The sequence below is a fragment of the Ruicaihuangia caeni genome (assembly GCF_040536845.1).
GTDB classification, from domain to species: Bacteria; Actinomycetota; Actinomycetes; order Actinomycetales; family Microbacteriaceae; genus Ruicaihuangia; species Ruicaihuangia caeni.
Genome location: NZ_CP159582.1, coordinates 1,037,925 through 1,056,091 on the forward strand (window position 1 = coordinate 1,037,925; position 18,167 = coordinate 1,056,091).

18 protein-coding genes are annotated in these 18,167 nt (G+C 67.5%); 3 read left to right on the plus strand and 15 right to left on the minus strand.

The genetic code is table 11. The annotated features are described in order from the left end of the window. Nucleotide 1: 1 nt before the first annotated feature. Nucleotides 2–655 carry a pentapeptide repeat-containing protein gene (locus ABV606_RS04720; protein ID WP_353988554.1) on the plus strand — a complete coding sequence of 218 codons (654 nt, stop codon included), beginning with the start codon at nucleotides 2–4 and terminating at the stop codon, nucleotides 653–655. Here the strand turns inward: ABV606_RS04720 and ABV606_RS04725 are convergent. From ABV606_RS04725 to ABV606_RS04770, 10 genes are all read right to left on the minus strand, one after another. Then, nucleotides 622–759: a hypothetical protein gene (locus tag ABV606_RS04725; protein WP_353988843.1), complete on the minus strand. Its 138-nt coding sequence runs from the start codon at nucleotides 757–759 to the stop codon at nucleotides 622–624. The genes ABV606_RS04720 and ABV606_RS04725 overlap by 34 nt on opposite strands. Before the next feature lie 3 nt (nucleotides 760–762). Further along, nucleotides 763–2,619, minus strand: coding sequence for an ABC transporter ATP-binding protein (locus ABV606_RS04730; RefSeq protein WP_435415529.1), 1,857 nt, complete (start codon nucleotides 2,617–2,619; stop codon nucleotides 763–765). Nucleotides 2,620–3,166: 547 nt separating this feature from the next. Next, the gene (locus ABV606_RS04735) at nucleotides 3,167–4,132 is read right to left on the minus strand and encodes a type IV toxin-antitoxin system AbiEi family antitoxin domain-containing protein (protein ID WP_353988556.1); all 966 of its coding nucleotides are present in this window, start codon (nucleotides 4,130–4,132) and stop codon (nucleotides 3,167–3,169) included. A gap of 502 nt (nucleotides 4,133–4,634) precedes the next feature. Further along, the gene (locus ABV606_RS04740; protein WP_353988557.1) at nucleotides 4,635–5,519 is read right to left on the minus strand and encodes a carbohydrate ABC transporter permease; all 885 of its coding nucleotides are present in this window, start codon (nucleotides 5,517–5,519) and stop codon (nucleotides 4,635–4,637) included. A gap of 51 nt (nucleotides 5,520–5,570) precedes the next feature. Then, nucleotides 5,571–6,944, minus strand: a complete 1,374-nt coding sequence (locus ABV606_RS04745) for an ABC transporter permease (protein WP_353988558.1) — start codon at nucleotides 6,942–6,944, stop codon at nucleotides 5,571–5,573. Nucleotides 6,945–6,994: 50 nt separating this feature from the next. Beyond that, on the minus strand, nucleotides 6,995–8,317 hold the full coding sequence (locus ABV606_RS04750; RefSeq protein WP_353988559.1) for an ABC transporter substrate-binding protein: 1,323 nt from the start codon (nucleotides 8,315–8,317) through the stop codon (nucleotides 6,995–6,997). Nucleotides 8,318–8,650: 333 nt separating this feature from the next. After that, nucleotides 8,651–9,043, minus strand: coding sequence for a 50S ribosomal protein L7/L12 (gene rplL, locus ABV606_RS04755; RefSeq protein ID WP_281488636.1), 393 nt, complete (start codon nucleotides 9,041–9,043; stop codon nucleotides 8,651–8,653). 50 nt (nucleotides 9,044–9,093) lie between these two features. Next, a complete protein-coding gene (gene rplJ / locus ABV606_RS04760) occupies nucleotides 9,094–9,603 on the minus strand; it encodes a 50S ribosomal protein L10 (protein WP_281488637.1) in 510 nt (169 codons plus the stop codon). Nucleotides 9,604–9,900: 297 nt separating this feature from the next. After that, entirely contained in the window at nucleotides 9,901–11,535 is a 1,635-nt protein-coding gene (locus tag ABV606_RS04765; RefSeq protein ID WP_353988560.1) for a sensor histidine kinase, read from the minus strand. Next, on the minus strand, nucleotides 11,532–12,296 hold the full coding sequence (locus tag ABV606_RS04770) for a response regulator transcription factor (RefSeq protein WP_353988561.1): 765 nt from the start codon (nucleotides 12,294–12,296) through the stop codon (nucleotides 11,532–11,534). The genes ABV606_RS04765 and ABV606_RS04770 overlap by 4 nt, the downstream gene beginning before the upstream one ends. 315 nt (nucleotides 12,297–12,611) lie before the next feature. Here ABV606_RS04770 and ABV606_RS04775 point away from each other — a divergent pair, with 315 nt between their 5' ends. Together ABV606_RS04775 and ABV606_RS04780 are read left to right on the plus strand one after the other, a co-directional pair. After that, nucleotides 12,612–13,244: a YqaJ viral recombinase family protein gene (locus ABV606_RS04775; RefSeq protein WP_353988778.1), complete on the plus strand. Its 633-nt coding sequence runs from the start codon at nucleotides 12,612–12,614 to the stop codon at nucleotides 13,242–13,244. A gap of 147 nt (nucleotides 13,245–13,391) precedes the next feature. Further along, nucleotides 13,392–14,360 (plus strand): NADP-dependent oxidoreductase, encoded by a 969-nt coding sequence (locus ABV606_RS04780; protein WP_353988562.1) that lies wholly within the window; start codon nucleotides 13,392–13,394, stop codon nucleotides 14,358–14,360. A gap of 136 nt (nucleotides 14,361–14,496) precedes the next feature. Here ABV606_RS04780 and ABV606_RS04785 read toward each other — a convergent pair whose 3' ends face one another. The 5 genes from ABV606_RS04785 to nusG all read right to left on the minus strand — a co-directional run bounded on the left by ABV606_RS04785 (nucleotide 14,497) and on the right by nusG (nucleotide 18,096). Beyond that, nucleotides 14,497–15,087, minus strand: a complete 591-nt coding sequence (locus ABV606_RS04785; RefSeq protein WP_281488641.1) for an NADPH-dependent FMN reductase — start codon at nucleotides 15,085–15,087, stop codon at nucleotides 14,497–14,499. A gap of 88 nt (nucleotides 15,088–15,175) precedes the next feature. Next, nucleotides 15,176–15,682: a methyltransferase family protein gene (locus ABV606_RS04790; RefSeq protein ID WP_353988563.1), complete on the minus strand. Its 507-nt coding sequence runs from the start codon at nucleotides 15,680–15,682 to the stop codon at nucleotides 15,176–15,178. Between the two features lie 133 nt (nucleotides 15,683–15,815). Beyond that, nucleotides 15,816–16,505: a 50S ribosomal protein L1 gene (rplA, locus tag ABV606_RS04795; protein WP_281488643.1), complete on the minus strand. Its 690-nt coding sequence runs from the start codon at nucleotides 16,503–16,505 to the stop codon at nucleotides 15,816–15,818. A gap of 125 nt (nucleotides 16,506–16,630) precedes the next feature. Continuing rightward, a complete protein-coding gene (rplK, locus tag ABV606_RS04800) occupies nucleotides 16,631–17,062 on the minus strand; it encodes a 50S ribosomal protein L11 (RefSeq protein WP_281488644.1) in 432 nt (143 codons plus the stop codon). Nucleotides 17,063–17,172: 110 nt separating this feature from the next. Further along, a complete protein-coding gene (gene nusG / locus ABV606_RS04805) occupies nucleotides 17,173–18,096 on the minus strand; it encodes a transcription termination/antitermination protein NusG (RefSeq protein WP_353988564.1) in 924 nt (307 codons plus the stop codon). Nucleotides 18,097–18,167: the final 71 nt, after the last annotated feature.

Below are 18,167 nucleotides of genomic sequence, written 5' to 3' on the forward strand. Positions count from 1 at the left end.
CTTGGGCGCCTGGGCCGGCCTGCCGCCTGGGGCCTGCCGCCTGCCGCCTGCCGCCTGCGCGAGCCGCCGACCTCGAGCCCAGACCCGCAAGGGGTCGACCCGGACGCCGACCACCCGCGAAGCCGCCGACCTGCGAGCCGCCGACCTACGAGCCGCCGACCTACGAGCCGCCGACCTACGAGCCGCCGACCTACGAGCCGCCGACCTACGAGCCGCCGACCTACGAGCCGCCGACCTACGAGCCGTTGACCTACGAGCCGTTGACCTACGAGCCGTTGACTTGCGAGGGTTTGCTGCACTCGCGCGGGATTCAACCCTTGCTGGTGCAGCAAACCCTCGCGACGACGGACAGCGGCCGCACCTGGTGCGCCGACTGCCTGGCTCGGCTCCTCGGACGCGCGCTGCCTCGCGGCCGCGCCCCGCCACTCGACGGCAACGCCGAGCCACCGCACCACCGCCTGCCACGCCACCGCGCTGTCGAGCCACCGCGACTTCGGTTTCGCGAGGGTTTGCTGCACTCGCGGGGGTTTCAACTGTCGCAGGTGCAGCAAACCCTCGCGACGGGCAACTCAGGCTCACTCGGGACGGCGGATGCCGCGGTGCCTGCGGCGGCGGCAGCGCTCAGTGGCACGCGGGCACACCGAGGCGGAGTTGACGGGCGGGGTGTGGTGGCGCGGGAATGCCGAGGGATGCCGTGCCACCGGCATCCGTCATCCGGCATCCGGCATCCGTCATCCGGCATCCCTCGGCACGCGGCATCCGTCACCGCTGCTGTTCGAAGAGGCGCGCGTAGGTGCCGTTCGCGGCGAGCAGTTCGGCGTGGGTTCCGCGCTCAACGACGCGACCCCGCTCGACGACAAAGATGACGTCTGCACCGACGATGGTCGAGAGGCGGTGCGCGATCGCGATCGTCGTACGCCCTCGCGAGGCAGCGTCGAGCGCTTGCTGCACGACACGCTCCGATACGGTGTCGAGCGCGCTGGTCGCCTCATCGAGCACCAGCACGGCGGGGTCCTTCAGGAGCACTCGCGCGATCGCGATGCGCTGCTTCTCGCCGCCGCTCAGCCGGTACCCGCGTTCGCCGACGACCGTCTCGTACGCGTCGGGGAAGCTCATGATCGTGTCGTGGATGTTCGCTGCCCGTGCTGCAGCATGCAGTTCCGCGTCGCTCGCATCGGGCTTCGCGTACCGGAGATTCGCGGCGATGGTCGAGTGGAAGAGGTACGTCTCCTGACTGACGATGCCGATCTCGGCGATCAGGTCGTCGTGGCGCAGCTTTCGCACGTCGGTACCGGCGAAGCGCACCGTCCCACCCGACACATCGTAGAGACGCGGCACCAGGTAGCCGATGGTCGTCTTACCCGCACCGCTGGGGCCGACGAAGGCCGCGAACTGTCCGGGCTCGATGCGGAAGCTCACCTCGCGAAGCGTCGGCTCTGCCTCGCTCGCGTCTGGGTAGTGGAAGCTCACGCCGTCGAACTCGACGAGGCCGACGCGGGTGCGATCGACCGGAGCGGATGCTGCGGCATCCGTGATGCTCGGTCTGAGGTCGAGGTACTCGAAGATGCGCGCGAAGAGGGCTTGCGAGGTCTGCACGTCGAGCGCCAGGCGCATCAGGCCCATGAGAGGGAACAGCAGGCGCCCCTGCACCGTGGTGAAGGCGACGATCGTGCCGGCGGTGATGCCTGCGGCGCCGCCCGTGATGAGGAGGCCCGAGACGAGGTACACGATTGCCGGCACCGCCGACAGGAAGATATTCACGAGCGCGAAGAACCACTGGCCGCTCATCTGCTGGCGCACCTGCAGCCCGACCTGCCGCCTGTTCTCGTCGGCGTAGCGGTCGGTCTCGGCGCGCTGACGGTTGAAGCTCTTCGCGAGCAGCACTCCCGAGACGCTGAGCGCCTCCTGCGTGATCGCGGTCATCTCAGACAGCGACTCCTGCGACCTGGCGGCGATGCGGGCGCGCACCTGCCCCACGCGGCGCTGGGCGATGACGAGCACCGGCATGAGGAACAGCGCCACGATCGTGAGCTGCCAGCTGAGGAGCAGCATGGCGATGAAGGCCGCGATCACGGTGACGGTGTTGCCGAGCACGCTTGAGATGGTGTTGGTGAGCACGTTGGCGACGCCGCCCACGTCGTTCTGCAGGCGCGATTGGATGACGCCGGTCTTCGTGCGAGTGAAGAAGCCGAGCTCCATCGTCTGCAGGTGGCGGAACAGACCGACGCGCAGTTCACCCATGACGGTGTTGCCGACCGTGGCGGTGAGCCAGGTCTGCCAGACCCCGAGCAGCGCCGACACCACGTACACCGCGATCATCAGGCCGACCAGGATGCCGAGGACCTGCAGGTCGGGACCGCGCTGATGCTGCGGGAACAAGCCGCGGTCGAATGCCTGCTGCGTGAGCAGGGGCGGCACGACGCTGAGCGCAGCGCCGACCAGCACGAGGGCGATGGTGACGCTGAGCTTCGCCTTGTGCGGCGCGAAGAGCGCGGCGATCCGGCGGAGCAGGTGCGGGATGTGCGGGGCCTCGGCGTTGATCGCGCGCTGCGCCTCGGCATCCCCGCCACTGATGCGGGCACCCGGCCTGCCCCCGCCGCCGCCGCGGCCTGCTCCCACCACACTCACACGGCGAGGCTACCCCCGCGCTGCCGAGTGCCTCGGCGGTGCCGGCTGCCTTGGGGTTCCAGTGCGCCCGACTTCGCCGCGCCGCGGCCTCTGCCTTCGTCTCCGTCGTCGCTTCTGCCTTCGCCTCCGCCTTCAACTCTCGCGCGGGTCTGCTCGAGCCGCTTCGGCTTCGACGGCAACTCACGCGAGGGTCTGCTGCACCTGCGCGGGTCCAAACCGTCGCGACTGCATCAAACCCTCGCGCGGACCGGAGGTGAACCGTCACGCGAAGGAAGGGTCGGTCGCGGACCGGAGGTGGTCGGTCGCGGACCGGAGGTCGTCCGTCGCGTGAGGATGACACCTGCCCTCTCGCGGGTCGAAGGCCGTCGCGACGGTTTGCTCGAGCTGCACCGCGGCGGCGTGCTGACACGCGCGAGAGATTGCTGCACCTGCGCGGGTTCAAACCGTCGCGACTGCATCAAACCCTCGCGCGGCCGGCGGCCAGGCGCTCGCGTGAAGGGATGCGCGCGGGAGGTGATCGGCGCGTGTGAAGCTTCGGTCAGCGGGTGTCTGAGGCGCGCGGCACACCGAAGTCGGACAGCAGCGCCGCGAAGCGCCGTGGCGAGATCGCGTCGTCCCAGGTCCAACGCTCGAAACCCCTGACTTGCCGGCGCAGCTCGTCTTCTCGGCGCTTCTCGGCGATGACGGATGCGGCGGGCGACATCCCATTCAACTCGCGCGACCGCGAGTACTTCACGAGCCCGTCGAACTCGCCGATCAGCGCCTGCCGTCTCCAGAAGAAGTCGACGAACGAGACACCTCCACCCGGGCGGTCGAAACGCACCTGAAGCTCTGGAACCTCGAAGCCGAGCTCGATCATGCGCGCGCGGCTCAGCGACTCGCCGGCGCTGCCGGAACGCCTGTCGGCGGCTCGCAGCACGCGCAGCGCACGTCGGAGGCCGCGCGTCGGTTGAAGGGACTCGAGCGTCTCCAGCAGCGGCGCCGGAGTGTCCGCGTCGATCAACGCGAGCGCTCGGTCAGCAGCGGCCAGCGCGGCTGCGAAGGATGCTGTCAGCGCGAGGTCGACGACCGTGCGCTCCAGCGAGGTGACGAGCAGGCCCTCCACGACCACCGGGCGCACAGGAGACTGTGTCGTGTGGACGCAGCGACCAGCAGAGTTGCTGCCGCTGCGGGTCTCAGCCACCACGTGCACCCTGCCCGGTGCGTCGCCGATGAAGGGAAGACCATGGAGGGCAGCGGCGGAAACATGGCTGAAGACGAGGGGCTTGTGCGCGACCGCGGCTTCTGCCCGCATCCGCCACACATGCCGCTCCTCGGGCCCGGCGGCGTGCACTGCGGCGTCGGCATAGACCCCGCGTCGCAAGGGCGCGAGCCGGCCGGTAGCGACCGCGCGTGACACTGCTCGGCTGCTGAACCCGAGCTCGGTGAGCTGAGCGGTCGTGACCAGGCCGTCGTGGGAGGCGAGCGCGACTTCGAGGTCGTCGGCGAGAGCGGAGTGCAGCATCCGTCCAGCACACAAGACGACCGCGGAGCATGGATGCCTATGCGACGGCCTGTGGACGAGGGCGCGGCCGTGTGAACTGTGGTGGCGGCGCGAGGGTTTGCTGCACTACGTCGGGTTCCAACGCGCGCGGGCGACGCAAACCCTTGCGACAGCGCGGAGGGCGACGCAAACCCTCGCGACAGCGGGGGCTGGCCGCAAGGCACAAGTCGAGGCAACTGCGGGGGGGCGTGACTGTGACGGTCGCGGTCGCGGCGGCGGCTCTCGCGAGGGTTTGCTGCACTCCGTCGAGTTCCAACCCGCGCGAAAGACGCAAACCCTCGCAACAGCGCAGGCTGGCCGCAAGGCACAAGTCGAGGCAACTGCGGGGGGCGTGACTGTGACTGTCGCAGTCACGGTCGCGGTGGCGGCGATGGCGGCGGTCGCGCGAGGGTTTGCTGCACTACGTCGGGTTCCAACCCGCGCGAGCGACGCAAACCCTCGCGACAGCGCGGAACACGGGCGGCTACTTCTGCGAGCCGGCGAGCAGCGCCTGCACGAAGTACCGCTGGAAGGCGAAGAACACGACCAACGGCACAAGCATCGACAGGAACGCGCCAGATGACAGCACGTCGATGTTCGCGCCGAACTGCCGCAGCTGGCTCTGAATCGCGACCGTCAGCGGTTGCGACTCAGAGTTGCTGAAGATCAGCGCCACGAGCATGTCGTTCCACGTCCACAGGAACTGGAAGATCGCGAGCGAGGCGATCGCGGGCCCGCCCAGCGGCAGCACGATCCGCGTGAAGATGCGGAACTCGCTCGCCCCGTCGATGCGCGCTGCCTCCAACAGTTCGCCCGGGATCTGCGTGAAGAAGTTGCGCAGCAGGAATACCGCGAACGGCAGACCGAAGGCGATGTGGTACAGGATCACACCGATGATCGAGCCGAAGATGCCGATGGCCCCGAACATGCGTGCGATCGGGATGAGGCCCACCTGGAGCGGCACCGCGAGCAGCACGATGATCGCGATGAGCAGCCAATCGCGCCCGGGGAAGTCCATCCATGCGAAGGCGTACCCGGCGAGCGCGCCGATCACTACGACGGCGATCGTCGTCGGCACTGTGATGACCACCGTGTTCCAGAACGATCCAGTGATGGTGGAGTTCGAGAGCAGGTTGGCGTAGTTCTCGAGCGTCAACTGCGCCGGGGCGGTGAAGACCGTCCACCATCCCGACGAGGTGCTCTCGCCGATCGGCCGCAACGACGAGATGAAGAGTCCCACGGTCGGTACGAGCCAGAACACCGCGACGATGATGAGCAGGACGTTCACCAGACCGCGGCCGAGGAATGTAACCACGCGCTCAGCGGGCGACCGCTTACCCCGCACGACGGTGAGGTCGCTAGTAGTCATCGCGCACCCCCGCATCCGCAGCCTGCGCATCGCGCCTGCGCATCGCGCCGCTCATTGCTCTCGCTCCTGCTTGAACCGGCGCACGTTGATGATCATGAACGGCAGCACCAGCACGAGCAGCAGCACCACGAGCGCGCTGCCCAGCCCTTGATCGTTGCCGCCGCCGAACGAGACCGTCCACATCTCGACGGCGATCACGTTCGCCGCGGGCTTCGACGCACCGGGCGGTATGACGTAGACCAGATCGAAGATCTTCAGCACGTTGATGATGAGCGTGACGAACACGACGATGATCACCGGCGCGAGCAGAGGCGCCGTGATGCGAGTGAACACCTTCCACTCGCTCGCGCCGTCGATCCGCGCGGCCTCTTGCAGGGAACGGTCCATGGCCGAGAGGCCCGACGAGATCATCACCATCGCGAAGCCCGCCCAGATCCAGATGTACGAGAGGATGATGACGCCGGTGATGAACGAGGCGCTCAACCACGACACGCCGTTGAAGCCCTCGTCGAAGTTGGAGGCGGGCAAGGCGACGCGATAGCTGCCCGGGTCCAGGCCCGACAACGTGTACCGCCCCTCCGCATCGGTCTCAGCGGACGCAGCCACGGTCCCGTCGTCTGCCACGGCATCGACCCGGATGCCGGGCAGCCCTGGTTTGCCGTCACCGATCTCTCCGTCGACACCACCGCCGCCGCGCACGACGTCGAGCCATACGGTGCCGCTGATCTCGTCGTTGCCCGCGCTGCCCGCTTCACGGGCATCGTCGGCCTCTTCGGGCACCCCGGACTGGCGGATGCCGACGAGCGGGAAGTTCTGCTCAGAGCCCGTATCGACCTGACTCTCGCTGGCTATGAGCCCTCTGTCGGCGACGATTCCTTGGCCCTCGCGCGGTCGTGCGCCGGGATACGCAGCGTCGTCTCCGAACACGCTGTTGACCGCCACCAGCGATGCGTTCACGACACCGAGGTTCGGGCTCTCCTGGAACATGCCACGGAAGATCACGCCCGCCGCCAGCATCGAGATCGCCATCGGCATGAAGACGATGAGTTTGAAGGCGTACGACCACTTGATCTTGTCGAGCAGCACGGCGAAGATCAGGCCGAGGATCGTGCAGGTGATCGGCGCGACGAGCACCCAGATGATGTTGTTGCGGATCGCCGTGAACGTGGAGTCGTTCGTGAACATCGTCACGTAGTTCTCCCACCCGACGAAGCGATCGCCGGTGCGGTCGTACAGCGACCGGATGACGGTGTAGACGATCGGGTAGACGACGAGCGCACCGAGCAGGATCAGTGAAGGCGCGAGGAAGATGAGCGCGATGCCGACCTTGCGCCAGCGAGAACCCGATGAGGGGCGGCGAGCTTCGCCGTCCCTCATCGGTTGCTCGCGCGGTGGCTCCGGCGGCGCCACTGCAGCTTGCGTCATACGTCACCGCCTGCTCTGATCACCCGAGCCTCCTCTGCACTCGCCGGGGCTCAGCTCGTGTACGCCGCTGCGGCAGCCGACTCGAGCTTCTGCTGCGTACCCGGGATGTCGCTCGGATCCTGCAGGAACTCGATCATGATCTGCCAGAACCCCTGACCCGGCGTACCGCCGAAGGCGCTCGGAGTGAGGTCGGACATGTCGAAGCGGAACGTCTCGGCGCCGGTGAGCGCTTCAGCGATCTGCCGCGAGATGTCGTCGGGGTAGAGCGAAGTGTCGACCGAACTGTTCGGCGAGGTCAGACCGCCGTTGGGCACCCACACCTCAGCCGAGTCGGCCGAGGCGAGGAACTGCATGAAGGCATCGGTCACCTCGTCGTCCACGAACGCGACGGCGACGTCACCGCCTCCGACCACGGAGGGCTCCGAGTCATTGATCGCAGGGAAGTCGTAGAACAGGGCGTTCTCACCGACTGTCGAACTTCCGTCGTCGGCGATGTTGCCTGCCACGAAGTCGCCCTCGTACACGGTGCCGGCCTTCGGATCAGCCCCGAACACCTCGGTGACCGACTCAGGGAAGGTTCGCTGTGCCGCACCCTGCTGCACGAGGTCGGTGCCCCAGAGCGTCGCGAGTACTTCGAGGGCCTCGGCCACCGACGGGTCCGTCCACGGGATCTCGTGGTTGGTCAACTGGTCATACATGTCGCCGCCCGCAGTGCGCAGGTAGACGTTCTCGAACCAGTCGGTGAGCGGCCAGCCCACGTCGGCGCCGATCGAGATGCCCGCGTACCCGGCATCCGACACCAACTGCAGCTGCTCCAGGAAGCCGTCCCAATCTTCTGGCTCCGTAGCGCCGGCCTCGTCATAGATGTCAGCGTTGTACCAGACGGTCGACTTGTTCGACGCCTTGAACCACACCCCGTACAGCTCGTCGTTGACGGTGCCCAGCTCGATCCAGCTCTCCGAGTAGTTGTCTTCCACCGCGGATCGCGCATCGTCCGATAACGGGATGAGGTTGCCGTCGTTCGCAAGCTGCTCAAGAAGCGCCGGCTGCGGGAGCAGCGCGACATTCGGCGGACTGCCGCCCTCGATCTGGGTGCCGAGCGTCGTCGCGGCCTGGTCGCCGAAGCTCGAGTAGTTCACGGTGGCACCGGTCTGATCCTCGAATGCTTTCAGCACCTCTTCGAAATTGGCTTGCTCGGCACCCGACCACGCGGCTGCGACCTCGATGGTCTCGCCGCTGAAGTCCTGATTCGTCGCATCGGTATTGCCATCATTGTTGTCGCCGCCGCCTGTGCAGCCGACCAGCGTCAGGGCGAGAGCCCCGCCGAGTGCGACAGGCGCAAGAGCCCGTCTGCGTTGCAGGATGACACGCATTTCTCCTCCTCATCGGTGAATGCCGAGCGTCGTCCGTGCGAGGAGAAGATGCTGTGGCGAAACCTCTCGGCGATCGGACGACGATCGCAGGTGCTTCCCAGGTTCAACGTATGCCGCCCCCTTGAGGGGGGCAAGGGCGCAGGTGAAGAGCCTTCGACCTTTTCTGAATCGTTATCGGACCCGTGAAGAGGAGAGTCGCGGGTTTGCGCGCCGGGCGGCGAGTCAGCGGCGAGTCGCAGCCGCCGTTAAACGACGGATGCCGCGACACGAAGTCGCGGCATCCGGTGCAGTGTTCCGTTGTCGCCGTGGCGACTGCCCCTCGCGGGGCGCGGCTCACTTGAGGACGACGGTGGCGCCGGCCTCTTCGAGCTGGGCCTTGGCCTTCTCGGCGGTCTCCTTGTTGGCACCCTCGAGGACGGTCGACGGAGCGCCGTCGACGAGCGCCTTCGCCTCACCCAGGCCGAGGCTGGTGAGCGAGCGCACCTCCTTGATGACCTGGATCTTCTTGTCGCCTGCGGCCTCGAGAACGACGTCGAACGAGTCCTTCTCCTCGGCCTCTTCGGCACCGCCAGCAGCGCCACCGGCGGCGGGGGCCGCGGCAACGGCGACGGGGGCGGCAGCGGTGACCTCGAAGGTCTCCTCGAACGCCTTGACGAACTCGCTGAGCTCGATGAGGGTGAGCTCCTTGAACGCCTCGAGCAGCTCCTCAGTGGAAAGCTTGGCCATTTCTATCTCCTTGTTGGCAGGGTTTGTAGTGGTTGTTGTCGTACCGCGGATTAGGCGGACTGCTTCTCACGCAGCGCGTCGACCGTGCGAACGGCCTTCGACAGCGGAGCGTTGAAGAGGTATGCAGCACCGAACAGCGAGGCCTTGAAGGCACCGGCCAGCTTGGCCAGCAGCACCTCACGGCTTTCGAGGTCGGCGAGCTTGGTGACCTCTTCGGGGCTGAGGGCGTTACCGTCGAAGTAACCGCCCTTGACCACGAGCAGAGGGTTTGCCTTGGCGAAGTCACGCAGGGACTTTGCAACGGCGACAGGGTCGCCGTGAACGAATGCGATCGCCGACGGGCCAGCGAGCTGGTCGTCGAACGCCGTGATCCCGGCGTTGTTCGCCGCGATCTTGGTCAGCGTGTTCTTCACCACGGCGTACGTTGCGTCCGCACTGATCGACTTGCGCAGCTGCTTGAGCTGAGCGACAGTGAGGCCGCGGTACTCGGTCAGCAGAACGGCGGTCGAGCTCTGGAACTTCTCCGTGAGCTCGGCAACCGAGGCTTCCTTGTTCGCCATGGCGCTCCTTGATGAATTGAGCCGGTAGCCCCTGGCGCACCAATGAAAAAAGCTCCGGCGCACGCGCACGGAGCTTGGTCCTGCCGACGGATGCTTGGCATCCGTCTTGGAATCTCACTTCATACACCTGCGCAGGCCTTCACCCTTGGTGAACCTTCGGTCGCACACCCCTTCGGGCACGCGACAACCGGCGGTCTTTGGCTTCGACAAGGGTACGCGGAGGGTGTCGCTACGCGCAAATCGGCAACACCGGCTCCAGGGGCGACCGCCAGGCGGGCAGGCGGGCAGCACAGTTCTTCAGGCGATCGCAGTCAGGCGGAGGGTGAATCGGGTGAAGCCGGACGCCGCGGCATCCGTCGCCTCCGTGGCACTCGGCTCGGCAAGTCGGCTCTCGACGGTCAGCGATCCCCCGTGCGCCTCGGCGATGGCGCGCGCGATGGCGAGCCCGAGCCCCGTGCTGCCACCGTTGGCGCGCGTGCGAGAGCGTTCGCCGCGCACGAAGCGCTCGAAGAGCGTCGCCTGCAATTCGGGTGCGATGCCAGGGCCGTCGTCGGTCACGGTGATGAGCACCTCGCGTGACGAGCCGTGATCCGGCATCTGCGGGACGTGCGACGAGAGGGCCACCTCGACACGCGTGCCCGCCGGGGTGTGCAGGCGCGCATTCGCAAGCAGATTGCCGACGGCCTGCTGGAGCCTCGCGGCATCCGCGTTCACAGTGACCGGCTGATCGGGCGCGTCGAGCGACCACTCATGGTCGGGCGCAGCCGCTGCCGCGTCGGCCACGGCGTCGCGCAGCAGCGCACCGATGTCGACCGGATGCCGTGAGAGCTCGGTGCCGGCATCGAGCCTCGCGAGCAGCAGCAACTCGTCGACGAGTCCGGTCATCCGCACCGATTCGGATTCGATGCGGGCGAGCGCGTGCCTGGTGTCGTCGGGCAAGACGTCAGCACCTCGCCGTGTGAGCTCGGCATACCCGCGGATCGAGGCGAGGGGCGTGCGCAGCTCATGGCTCGCGTCGGCGACGAACTGGCGTACGCGTCGCTCGCTCGCCTCACGAGCGGCGAGCGCTGCGAGCACGTGGTCGAGCATGCGATTGAACGCCTGCCCGAGGCGGCCGAGCTCGGTTCGCGGGTCATCGAGTGCGACCCGCTCGGCCAGCTCGACCTCGCCGCGATCGAGCGGAAGCTGCGCGACACGACCGGCGGTCGCCGCGACGCGGTCGAGCGGGCGCAGCGCCGCTCGCACCACCATGCCTCCCGCGAGCGCGGTCACGATCAGCGCAGCCGCGGTGATGGCCGCGATCGCGAGGGTGAGGTTTCGCACCGCGTCGTCCACCTGCTGCTGCGGCAGACCGACCACGAGCCCGAGGCCCGGTGCGAGTTCGACCTGCGTGACCCGGTAGTTGCCGAGTTCACCGCCCAGCTCGACGGTTCGAGGGATGCCGTCGGCCTCGACGCCGAGCAGCGCGCTGAGCTGCGAGCGCGTGAGCGTGTGCACCTCAGCGCGCTCATCGAAGTACTGGGCCCGAACGACCACCCCGTCGAGCACGACCAGACCGATCGTTCCGCTCGATTGCGCGTTGCCGAGCCCGGGGGCCGCGTTGCCTGGCGCGCTCAGTTCGGCCTCGATCGCGCGCTCGCTGCGCTGCTGCGCCAGCGCCACTTGCTGATCGAGCTGCGACATGAGGAGCCCCCTGAGGGCCAGCACACTGACCACACCGACCACGAGGCCCAGCACCGCGATCATCGCGATGACGCCGAGCATCAGCCGACGTCTGAGCGACCACGGCGCGCGGGAGAACCGCGGCCGACCAGCGACTGCGAGCTGCGAGTTGGCCGCCTCTCCTGGGGGCGCAGCTTGTGATTCGGGCGGCGACGGAGCGGGCGGGACTGAGACGCGAGCCTCGACGGCATCCGTCTGTCGGTCGGTCATGGTGCCGGCTTGATCATGTAGCCGACCCCCCGCACCGTGTGGATCATCGCGGGGCCCAGCGAGTCGATCTTCTTGCGCAGATACGAGATGTAGAGCTCGACCACGCTCGCCTTGCCATCGAACTCGTAGCTCCAGACGCGATCGAGGATCTGCGCCTTCGACAGCACGCGGCGAGGGTTGCGCATGAGGTAGCGCAGCAGCTCGAACTCGGTGGCGGTGAGCTCGACCGGGGTGCCGCCCCGGTGCACTTCGTAGCTGTCCTCGTTGAGCACGAGATCGCCGACCCGCAGCTCGGGGTCGACGGCATCCGCTCTGATCGTCACGGTGCGGCGGATCAGTGCGCGCAGCCGGGCGACCAGTTCTTCCAGCGAGAACGGCTTGGTCAGGTAGTCGTCGCCGCCGGCGGTGAGGCCTGCCACGCGATCGTCGACCGCGTCTTTCGCGGTGAGGAAGAGCACTGGAACATCGTCGCCACTGGTGCGGAGCCTTCGGAGCACCTCCAGCCCGTCGAGGTCGGGCATCATGATGTCGAGCACGATCACGTCGGGCTTGAACTCGCGCGCATGCGTCAGCGCTGCTTGGCCCGTGGCCGCCGTGCGGACCTCCCAGCCCTCATAGCGCAGCGCCATGTGCAGCAGGTCACTCAGGCTCTCCTCGTCGTCGACCACAAGCGCGCGCACCGGGCTGCCGTCGAGGCGGGTGAGACGGGGAGCCTCTGCGGATGCCGCGGGCGCAGTGCGCGGGTCGCTGCCAGGTGCCATGGCTTCAGCATCCCGCCGAGGGCTATGAGTTGTCTATGAACATGCTGGGGCGATACCGGGCCCGCCGCGCTCCGCAGTCGATCGCACCGGCTCGCGGGATTCTCTGGGTGCCCTCACTCGCGCACAAGGGGAGACAATGGAGCGGTGACCGTTCCTGTCGACACCGCTGCGCAGCCCGTGCTGCCGCTCCGGGTGGAGCAGAGCGATCCCCGCCAGCAGCAGCGGAAGCGAACGGATGCAGGTCTCTTCTCGCCGATGGCGCTGCAATCTCCCGGTGCGGCTCAACGCGACCAGCCGACTCTCGCCGAGCCCGCGATGCTCGGATCGACCGCGGCTCTGGGCATCGGCAACGGCGCAAACCCGGCGATCGGCAATGCTCAGCAGCATCCGCACCTCGCGCGAATCCTCGCCCGGTCGAGCGACCGCGTCGCGTGGCTGCGCGCTCGCGCTCGCGGCGTGACCGCGACCGATGTCGCCCGTTTCAGCAGTGAGCGCGCACTCCAATCGGTGGTGCGCGACAAGCGCTACGGCACCGGGTTCGCCGGGAACGCCTATACCGACCACGGACGTCAGCGAGAGCCGGAGATCGCGCGTTGGGTGCGTGCGGAGTACGGCATCGTGCCGAGCGATGCGCTGTTCCACGCCTCCAACTCGCCGCTGCACCTCGCGACGCCAGACGGGATCGCCGTACGGGGTGGCGGAGCGCTCGAACTGGCCGAGATCAAGACGACCACGACCGCATGGAAGTCGATCCCGCGCTCGTACCTGCGGCAGGTGTGGTGGCAGCAGTACGTGCTCGGCGCAGAGCGCACCCTGGTGGTGTGGGAGCAGCACGACGATTTCGTGCCGGTCGGCGACCCGCGATGCCGGTGGGTCGAGCGCGACGAAGACGAGATCTACCGCCTGGTGACCATGGCCGACCGGCTGCTCGAACTGCTCCGGCACTGACCCGCCTCGACGCGCAGCCGCCGCACGCGCCGTCACTGCACTGCTGCCTCCGCCCGAGGCCGACGTTCTGAGCGAACAGCTGCGGCCGTGTCGCTGCCGCCGCAACACCCCGTAACCCCGAATAGGCCCCGAACTAGGCTTGCCCGCATGAGCACCACCATGCGCGCAGCTGTCATCAACCGCACCGGACCGGCCGAGGTCCTCGAGATCGCAGAGGTGCCGGTGCCGCCGAAGATCAGCGCGGAGTTCCTCATCGAGGTCCACGCCGCGGGCATCAACCCGATCGAGGCCAAGAGCCGCGCCGGCGGCGGCGTCTCCGCAGCGTTCACCGGGTTCCCGGTGACTCTTGGAGCAGATTTCAGCGGTGTCGTGGTCGAGTCGCCCTACGTCACGCACCCGCTCGAACCGGGCACCGAGGTGTACGGGATGTCCTCGACACCGCGCATCCCTGGCACCTACGCCCAGTTCGCACCGGTGTCGGAGATGAGCGTGGCCCGCAAGCCGAAGAATCTGACCCACATCGAGGCAGCCGGGGTGCCGCTCGCCGCGCTGACCGCCTGGGGCGCGGTCGTCGACGTGGCTCGTGCGCATGAGGGGCAGCGGGTGCTGATCCACGCCGGCTCGGGGGGCGTCGGTCACTTCGCAGTGCAGTTCGCCCGCTACTTCGGCGCCCACGTCATCGCGACAGGCTCGACGCGCAACGTCTCGTTCTTGCGCGAATTAGGAGCCGCCGAGGTGATCGACTACACGACATCGCGCTTCGAAGACGAGGTCTCAGAGGTCGACGCGGTCATCGACCTCATCGGCAATGTGAAGGACAACACCGGCTCGCGATCGCTGAAGACCCTGCGCAAGGGTGGCCTGCTCGTCAACGTGCCGACCGGCAGCTGGACCGGTTTCATCGAGGAGGCGGCGGATGCCGGCATCCGCGCCACCGACTACAAGGTCTCACCAGACGCGCGCACCCTCGACACCATCACCAGGCTGATCGAAGACGGCGATGTGAAGGTGCACATCGACCGGGTGTTTCCGCTCGCTGAGGCGGCCGCCGCGCACGCGGCACTCGAAGAGGGCCACACCCGCGGCAAGATCGTGCTCGACATCGCGGGCTCCTGACACCGTCTCACGGCTTCGGCACCGGTTTCGGCTGGCCGGTCACACGCAGAAGCATGACCGGCCGGCCCGACCAAGGTTGAGCCCTTCCCGTAGGGGTCAGCAGCGCCGCGGCGCGCTGGGCGGATCGCCCGGTGACTCAGGCGGCGTCGCGAAGGGTGCGGAGAGCGGCATCCGTTCGCAGCATCGCATCGAGCATGGCGTCAGCGGACGCTGTCGCGTGCTGATCGGGCGCGAAGACGCCATCGTGCACGTGGTTGCGCACCATCTGGATCGACACGGCCTCGACCACCGTGTGCAGCCCGACCGTCGACAAGACCGGCTTCAGGTGCTGAGCCGCCCGCAAGCCGCCGGAGACGCCGCCGTACGAGACGAGCCCCGCCGTCTTGTCGTGCCACTCCTGGAACAGGTAGTCGATGGCGTTGATGAGCGGGGCGCTCACTCCGTGGTTGTACTCGGGCATGACGAACGCGAACGCGTCGGCGCTCTCGACCATCCGGCTCCACTGCCACGTGGTCTCCTGCGTGTACTGCTTGAGCCTCGGGTGGTTCGGCTCGGTCATGAGCGGCAGAGCGAGCTCTTTGAGGTCGACCAGGCTCACATCAAAGCCGGCGTGCGCGCGCGCAACGGACTCGAACCACTGGCCGACCGGCAACCCCACTCTTCCGTCACGGATGCTGGCGATCACGACCATGAGCGTCGGGCGGGCGGGCTGGTGGGGTGCTGTCAAGGAGACTCCTGTGCGATGGGATGGACGTGGGCAACTGTCATGGTGAACAACGGAATGGCCGCTGAGCTTCCGAGCGGCCGGCGCTCGGTCATTCCACGTGCGCCGGAGTGGCGCGAGGCCACCACGCCGGCACGGCCGCGCGATAGCGGCGGTACTGCTCGCCGAATCGTCGCTCGAGGCGCGGCTCCTCGTAGAACCGCACGAACAGCACGCTCGCGATGACGATCACGATCGTGTACAGCACGAGCCAGAGCGACCCGAAGAAGAGCACCTGACCGGCGAGCACCGCGAAGATCGCGAGGTACATCGGATTGCGCACGAAGCGGTAGGCGCCGCCGACGACGAGTTGCTCGGCCGGCACGAGCGGTGACGGCGTACCTGCTCCTTCGCCCGCGAATCTCACGTAGGAGTGAGTGAGGAACCACGCACCACCGATGATCAGCACGAAGGCGAGGCCCATCGCCAACGGCTGCATGATTCCCCAGTCGGCGACGTCCCACCTCGTGATGAGCCAGGGCAGCAGCACGCCGATGATGCCGGGCAGCACGACGAGCGATGTGAGCGTCCCGAGCCAGTGCGGCAGCCGTCGTGCCATGGGTCGAGCCTAACGCCGAGCGAGCGCTCGCCGCCGCAGTGCGCTGCGACCGAACGCAGAAGAGGGCCCGCCGAAGCGGACCCTCTTCACGCGATAGCAGCGTCGGGCTGCGATCAGATCAGATCAGCCCAGATCAGATCGCGGTGACGTCGAGCGGGATGCCGGGGCCGAAGGTGGTCGACACGGCGCCCTTCTGCACGTAGCGGCCCTTCGCCGAAGCGGGCTTGAGGCGCACGATCTCGTCGAGTGCCGCGCGGAGGTTCTCCTCCAGCTGCTTGGCCTCGAACGCGGCCTTGCCGATCACGAAGTGCACGTTGGCGTGCTTGTCGACGCGGAACTCGATCTTTCCGCCCTTGATGTCGGAAACGGCCTTCGCGACGTCGGGGGTGACGGTGCCGGTCTTGGGGTTCGGCATGAGGCCACGCGGACCGAGGACCTTACCGAGACGACCGACCTTGCCCATGAGCTCGGGGGTCGAGACCGCCGAGTCGAACGAGGTGTACCCGCCGGCGACCTTCTCGATGAGCTCGTCGCCGCCGACCTCGTCAGCGCCGGCCGCGATCGCAGCCTCGGCCGCAGGGCCGGTCGCGAAGACGATGACGCGCGCGCTCTTGCCGGTGCCGTGAGGAAGAATGACGGTACCGCGCACCATCTGGTCGGCCTTGCGGGGGTCGACGCCGAGCTTCAGCGCGACCTCGACGGTCGAGTTGAACTTGGCCGAGCCGGTCTCACGAGCGAGGCCGACGGCCTCCTCGGGCGTGTAGTACTTTCCGGCCTCGATCTTCTCGGCCGCGGCCCGGTAGGCCTTGGACTTCTGTGCCATGTTGGTTCTCCTTCAGAGAGTGTGGTCGTCGCGCCTGGCCGGCGCTGCCACGAAAGGTGTGATGAGCGGTGGGATGCCGCTCGGTTGGCGCTGCGGCATCCGTTCAGAGCCGAAGCACCCGTGAGTCAGGACTCGACGGTGATGCCCATCGAGCGGGCGGTGCCGGCGATGATCTGCTCGGCAGCGGCGACGTCGTTGGCGTTCAGGTCGGGCATCTTCTGCTCGGCGATCTGACGCACCTGGTCACGGCTCAGCTTGCCGACCTTGCTCGTGTGCGGGGTGGCAGAACCCTTGCCAACGCCAGCGGCCTTCTTGATGAGCTCGGCGGCCGGAGGAGTCTTCAGGATGAACGTGAACGAACGGTCTTCGTACACGGTGATCTCGACGGGGATCACGTTGCCGCGCTGCGACTCGGTGGCCGCGTTGTAGGCCTTGCAGAACTCCATGATGTTCACGCCGTGCTGACCCAGCGCCGGACCGATCGGCGGGGCGGGGTTGGCGGCGCCGGCCTGGATCTGAAGCTTGATCAGACCCGTGACCTTCTTCTTCGGTGCCATTGTTCTTCCTTCTTCTGGTGTTCGAGCAGCAGGCGAATTCCTGACCGCTCTCCCGCGAACCCGGACGGGCTGCGGTGGTCGTAGAGCGCGCGGCGGCGCTTGAGCCGGTGTTAGAGCTTGGTGACCTGGTCGAAGCTGAGCTCGACCGGGGTCTCACGCTCGAAGAGCGACACGAGCACCGTGAGCTTGCCGCTCTCGGGCTTGATCTCGCTGATCGTGCCGGGGAGGCCTGCGAACGAGCCCTCCTTGATGGTGATGGTCTCGCCGATCTCGAAGTCGACCTCGGCGGGGATGACGCGGGCTGCGGCCTTCTGGCCCTTCGCGGCTCCCTTGGCGGCCGGCGCCGCCTCGACCTGCACAGTGCTCTTCAGCATGTTGAACGCCTCTTCGAAGCGCAGCGGCGTCGGGTTGTGCGCGTTGCCGACGAACCCGGTGACTCCGGGGGTGTGGCGCACGGCCGACCAGCTGTCTTCATTGAGGTCCATGCGCACGAGCACGTAGCTGGGGATGCGCACGCGGTTCACCAGCTTGCGCTGGCCGTTCTTGATCTCGACGACGTCTTCCATCGGAACCTGCACGTCGTAGATGTAGTCCTCCATGCCGAGGCTGATCTTGCGGCTCTCGATGTTGGACTTCACGCGCTTCTCGAAGCCGGCGTAGGAGTGCACGACGTACCACTTGCCGGGAAGCACGCGCAGTTCGGCGCGGAATGCGGCGTACGGGTCCTGCTCGGCCTCTTCGTCTTCGGTCGCCTCGGCCGCGGCCTCGGCCTCGTCGGCCGAGTCGATGTCGAGCGCGTCGTCGACCATGGCGTCGGCCTCAGGGTCGACTGCGGCATCCAGGGCGTCGATCAGGCTCTGGATGTCGTCATCGCCATCGCTGTTCTCATCGACGACGTGCAGCGCCTTCTCCTCGGCGGGCTCGCTCGATTCGATGTCGCCGTCGAGCACAGAGCCCTCCTGCGCTTCGTCCTCCTCCGACGACTGCTCCGCGGCAGTCGCGAGGTCGATGTCGCGGCGCTCTTCTTCAGACACTGATTCCCATTCCGTTCTTGTGCGGTTCCGACATGGTCGTCGCCGCCTCGGATTCCAGCCGAACTGCTCGG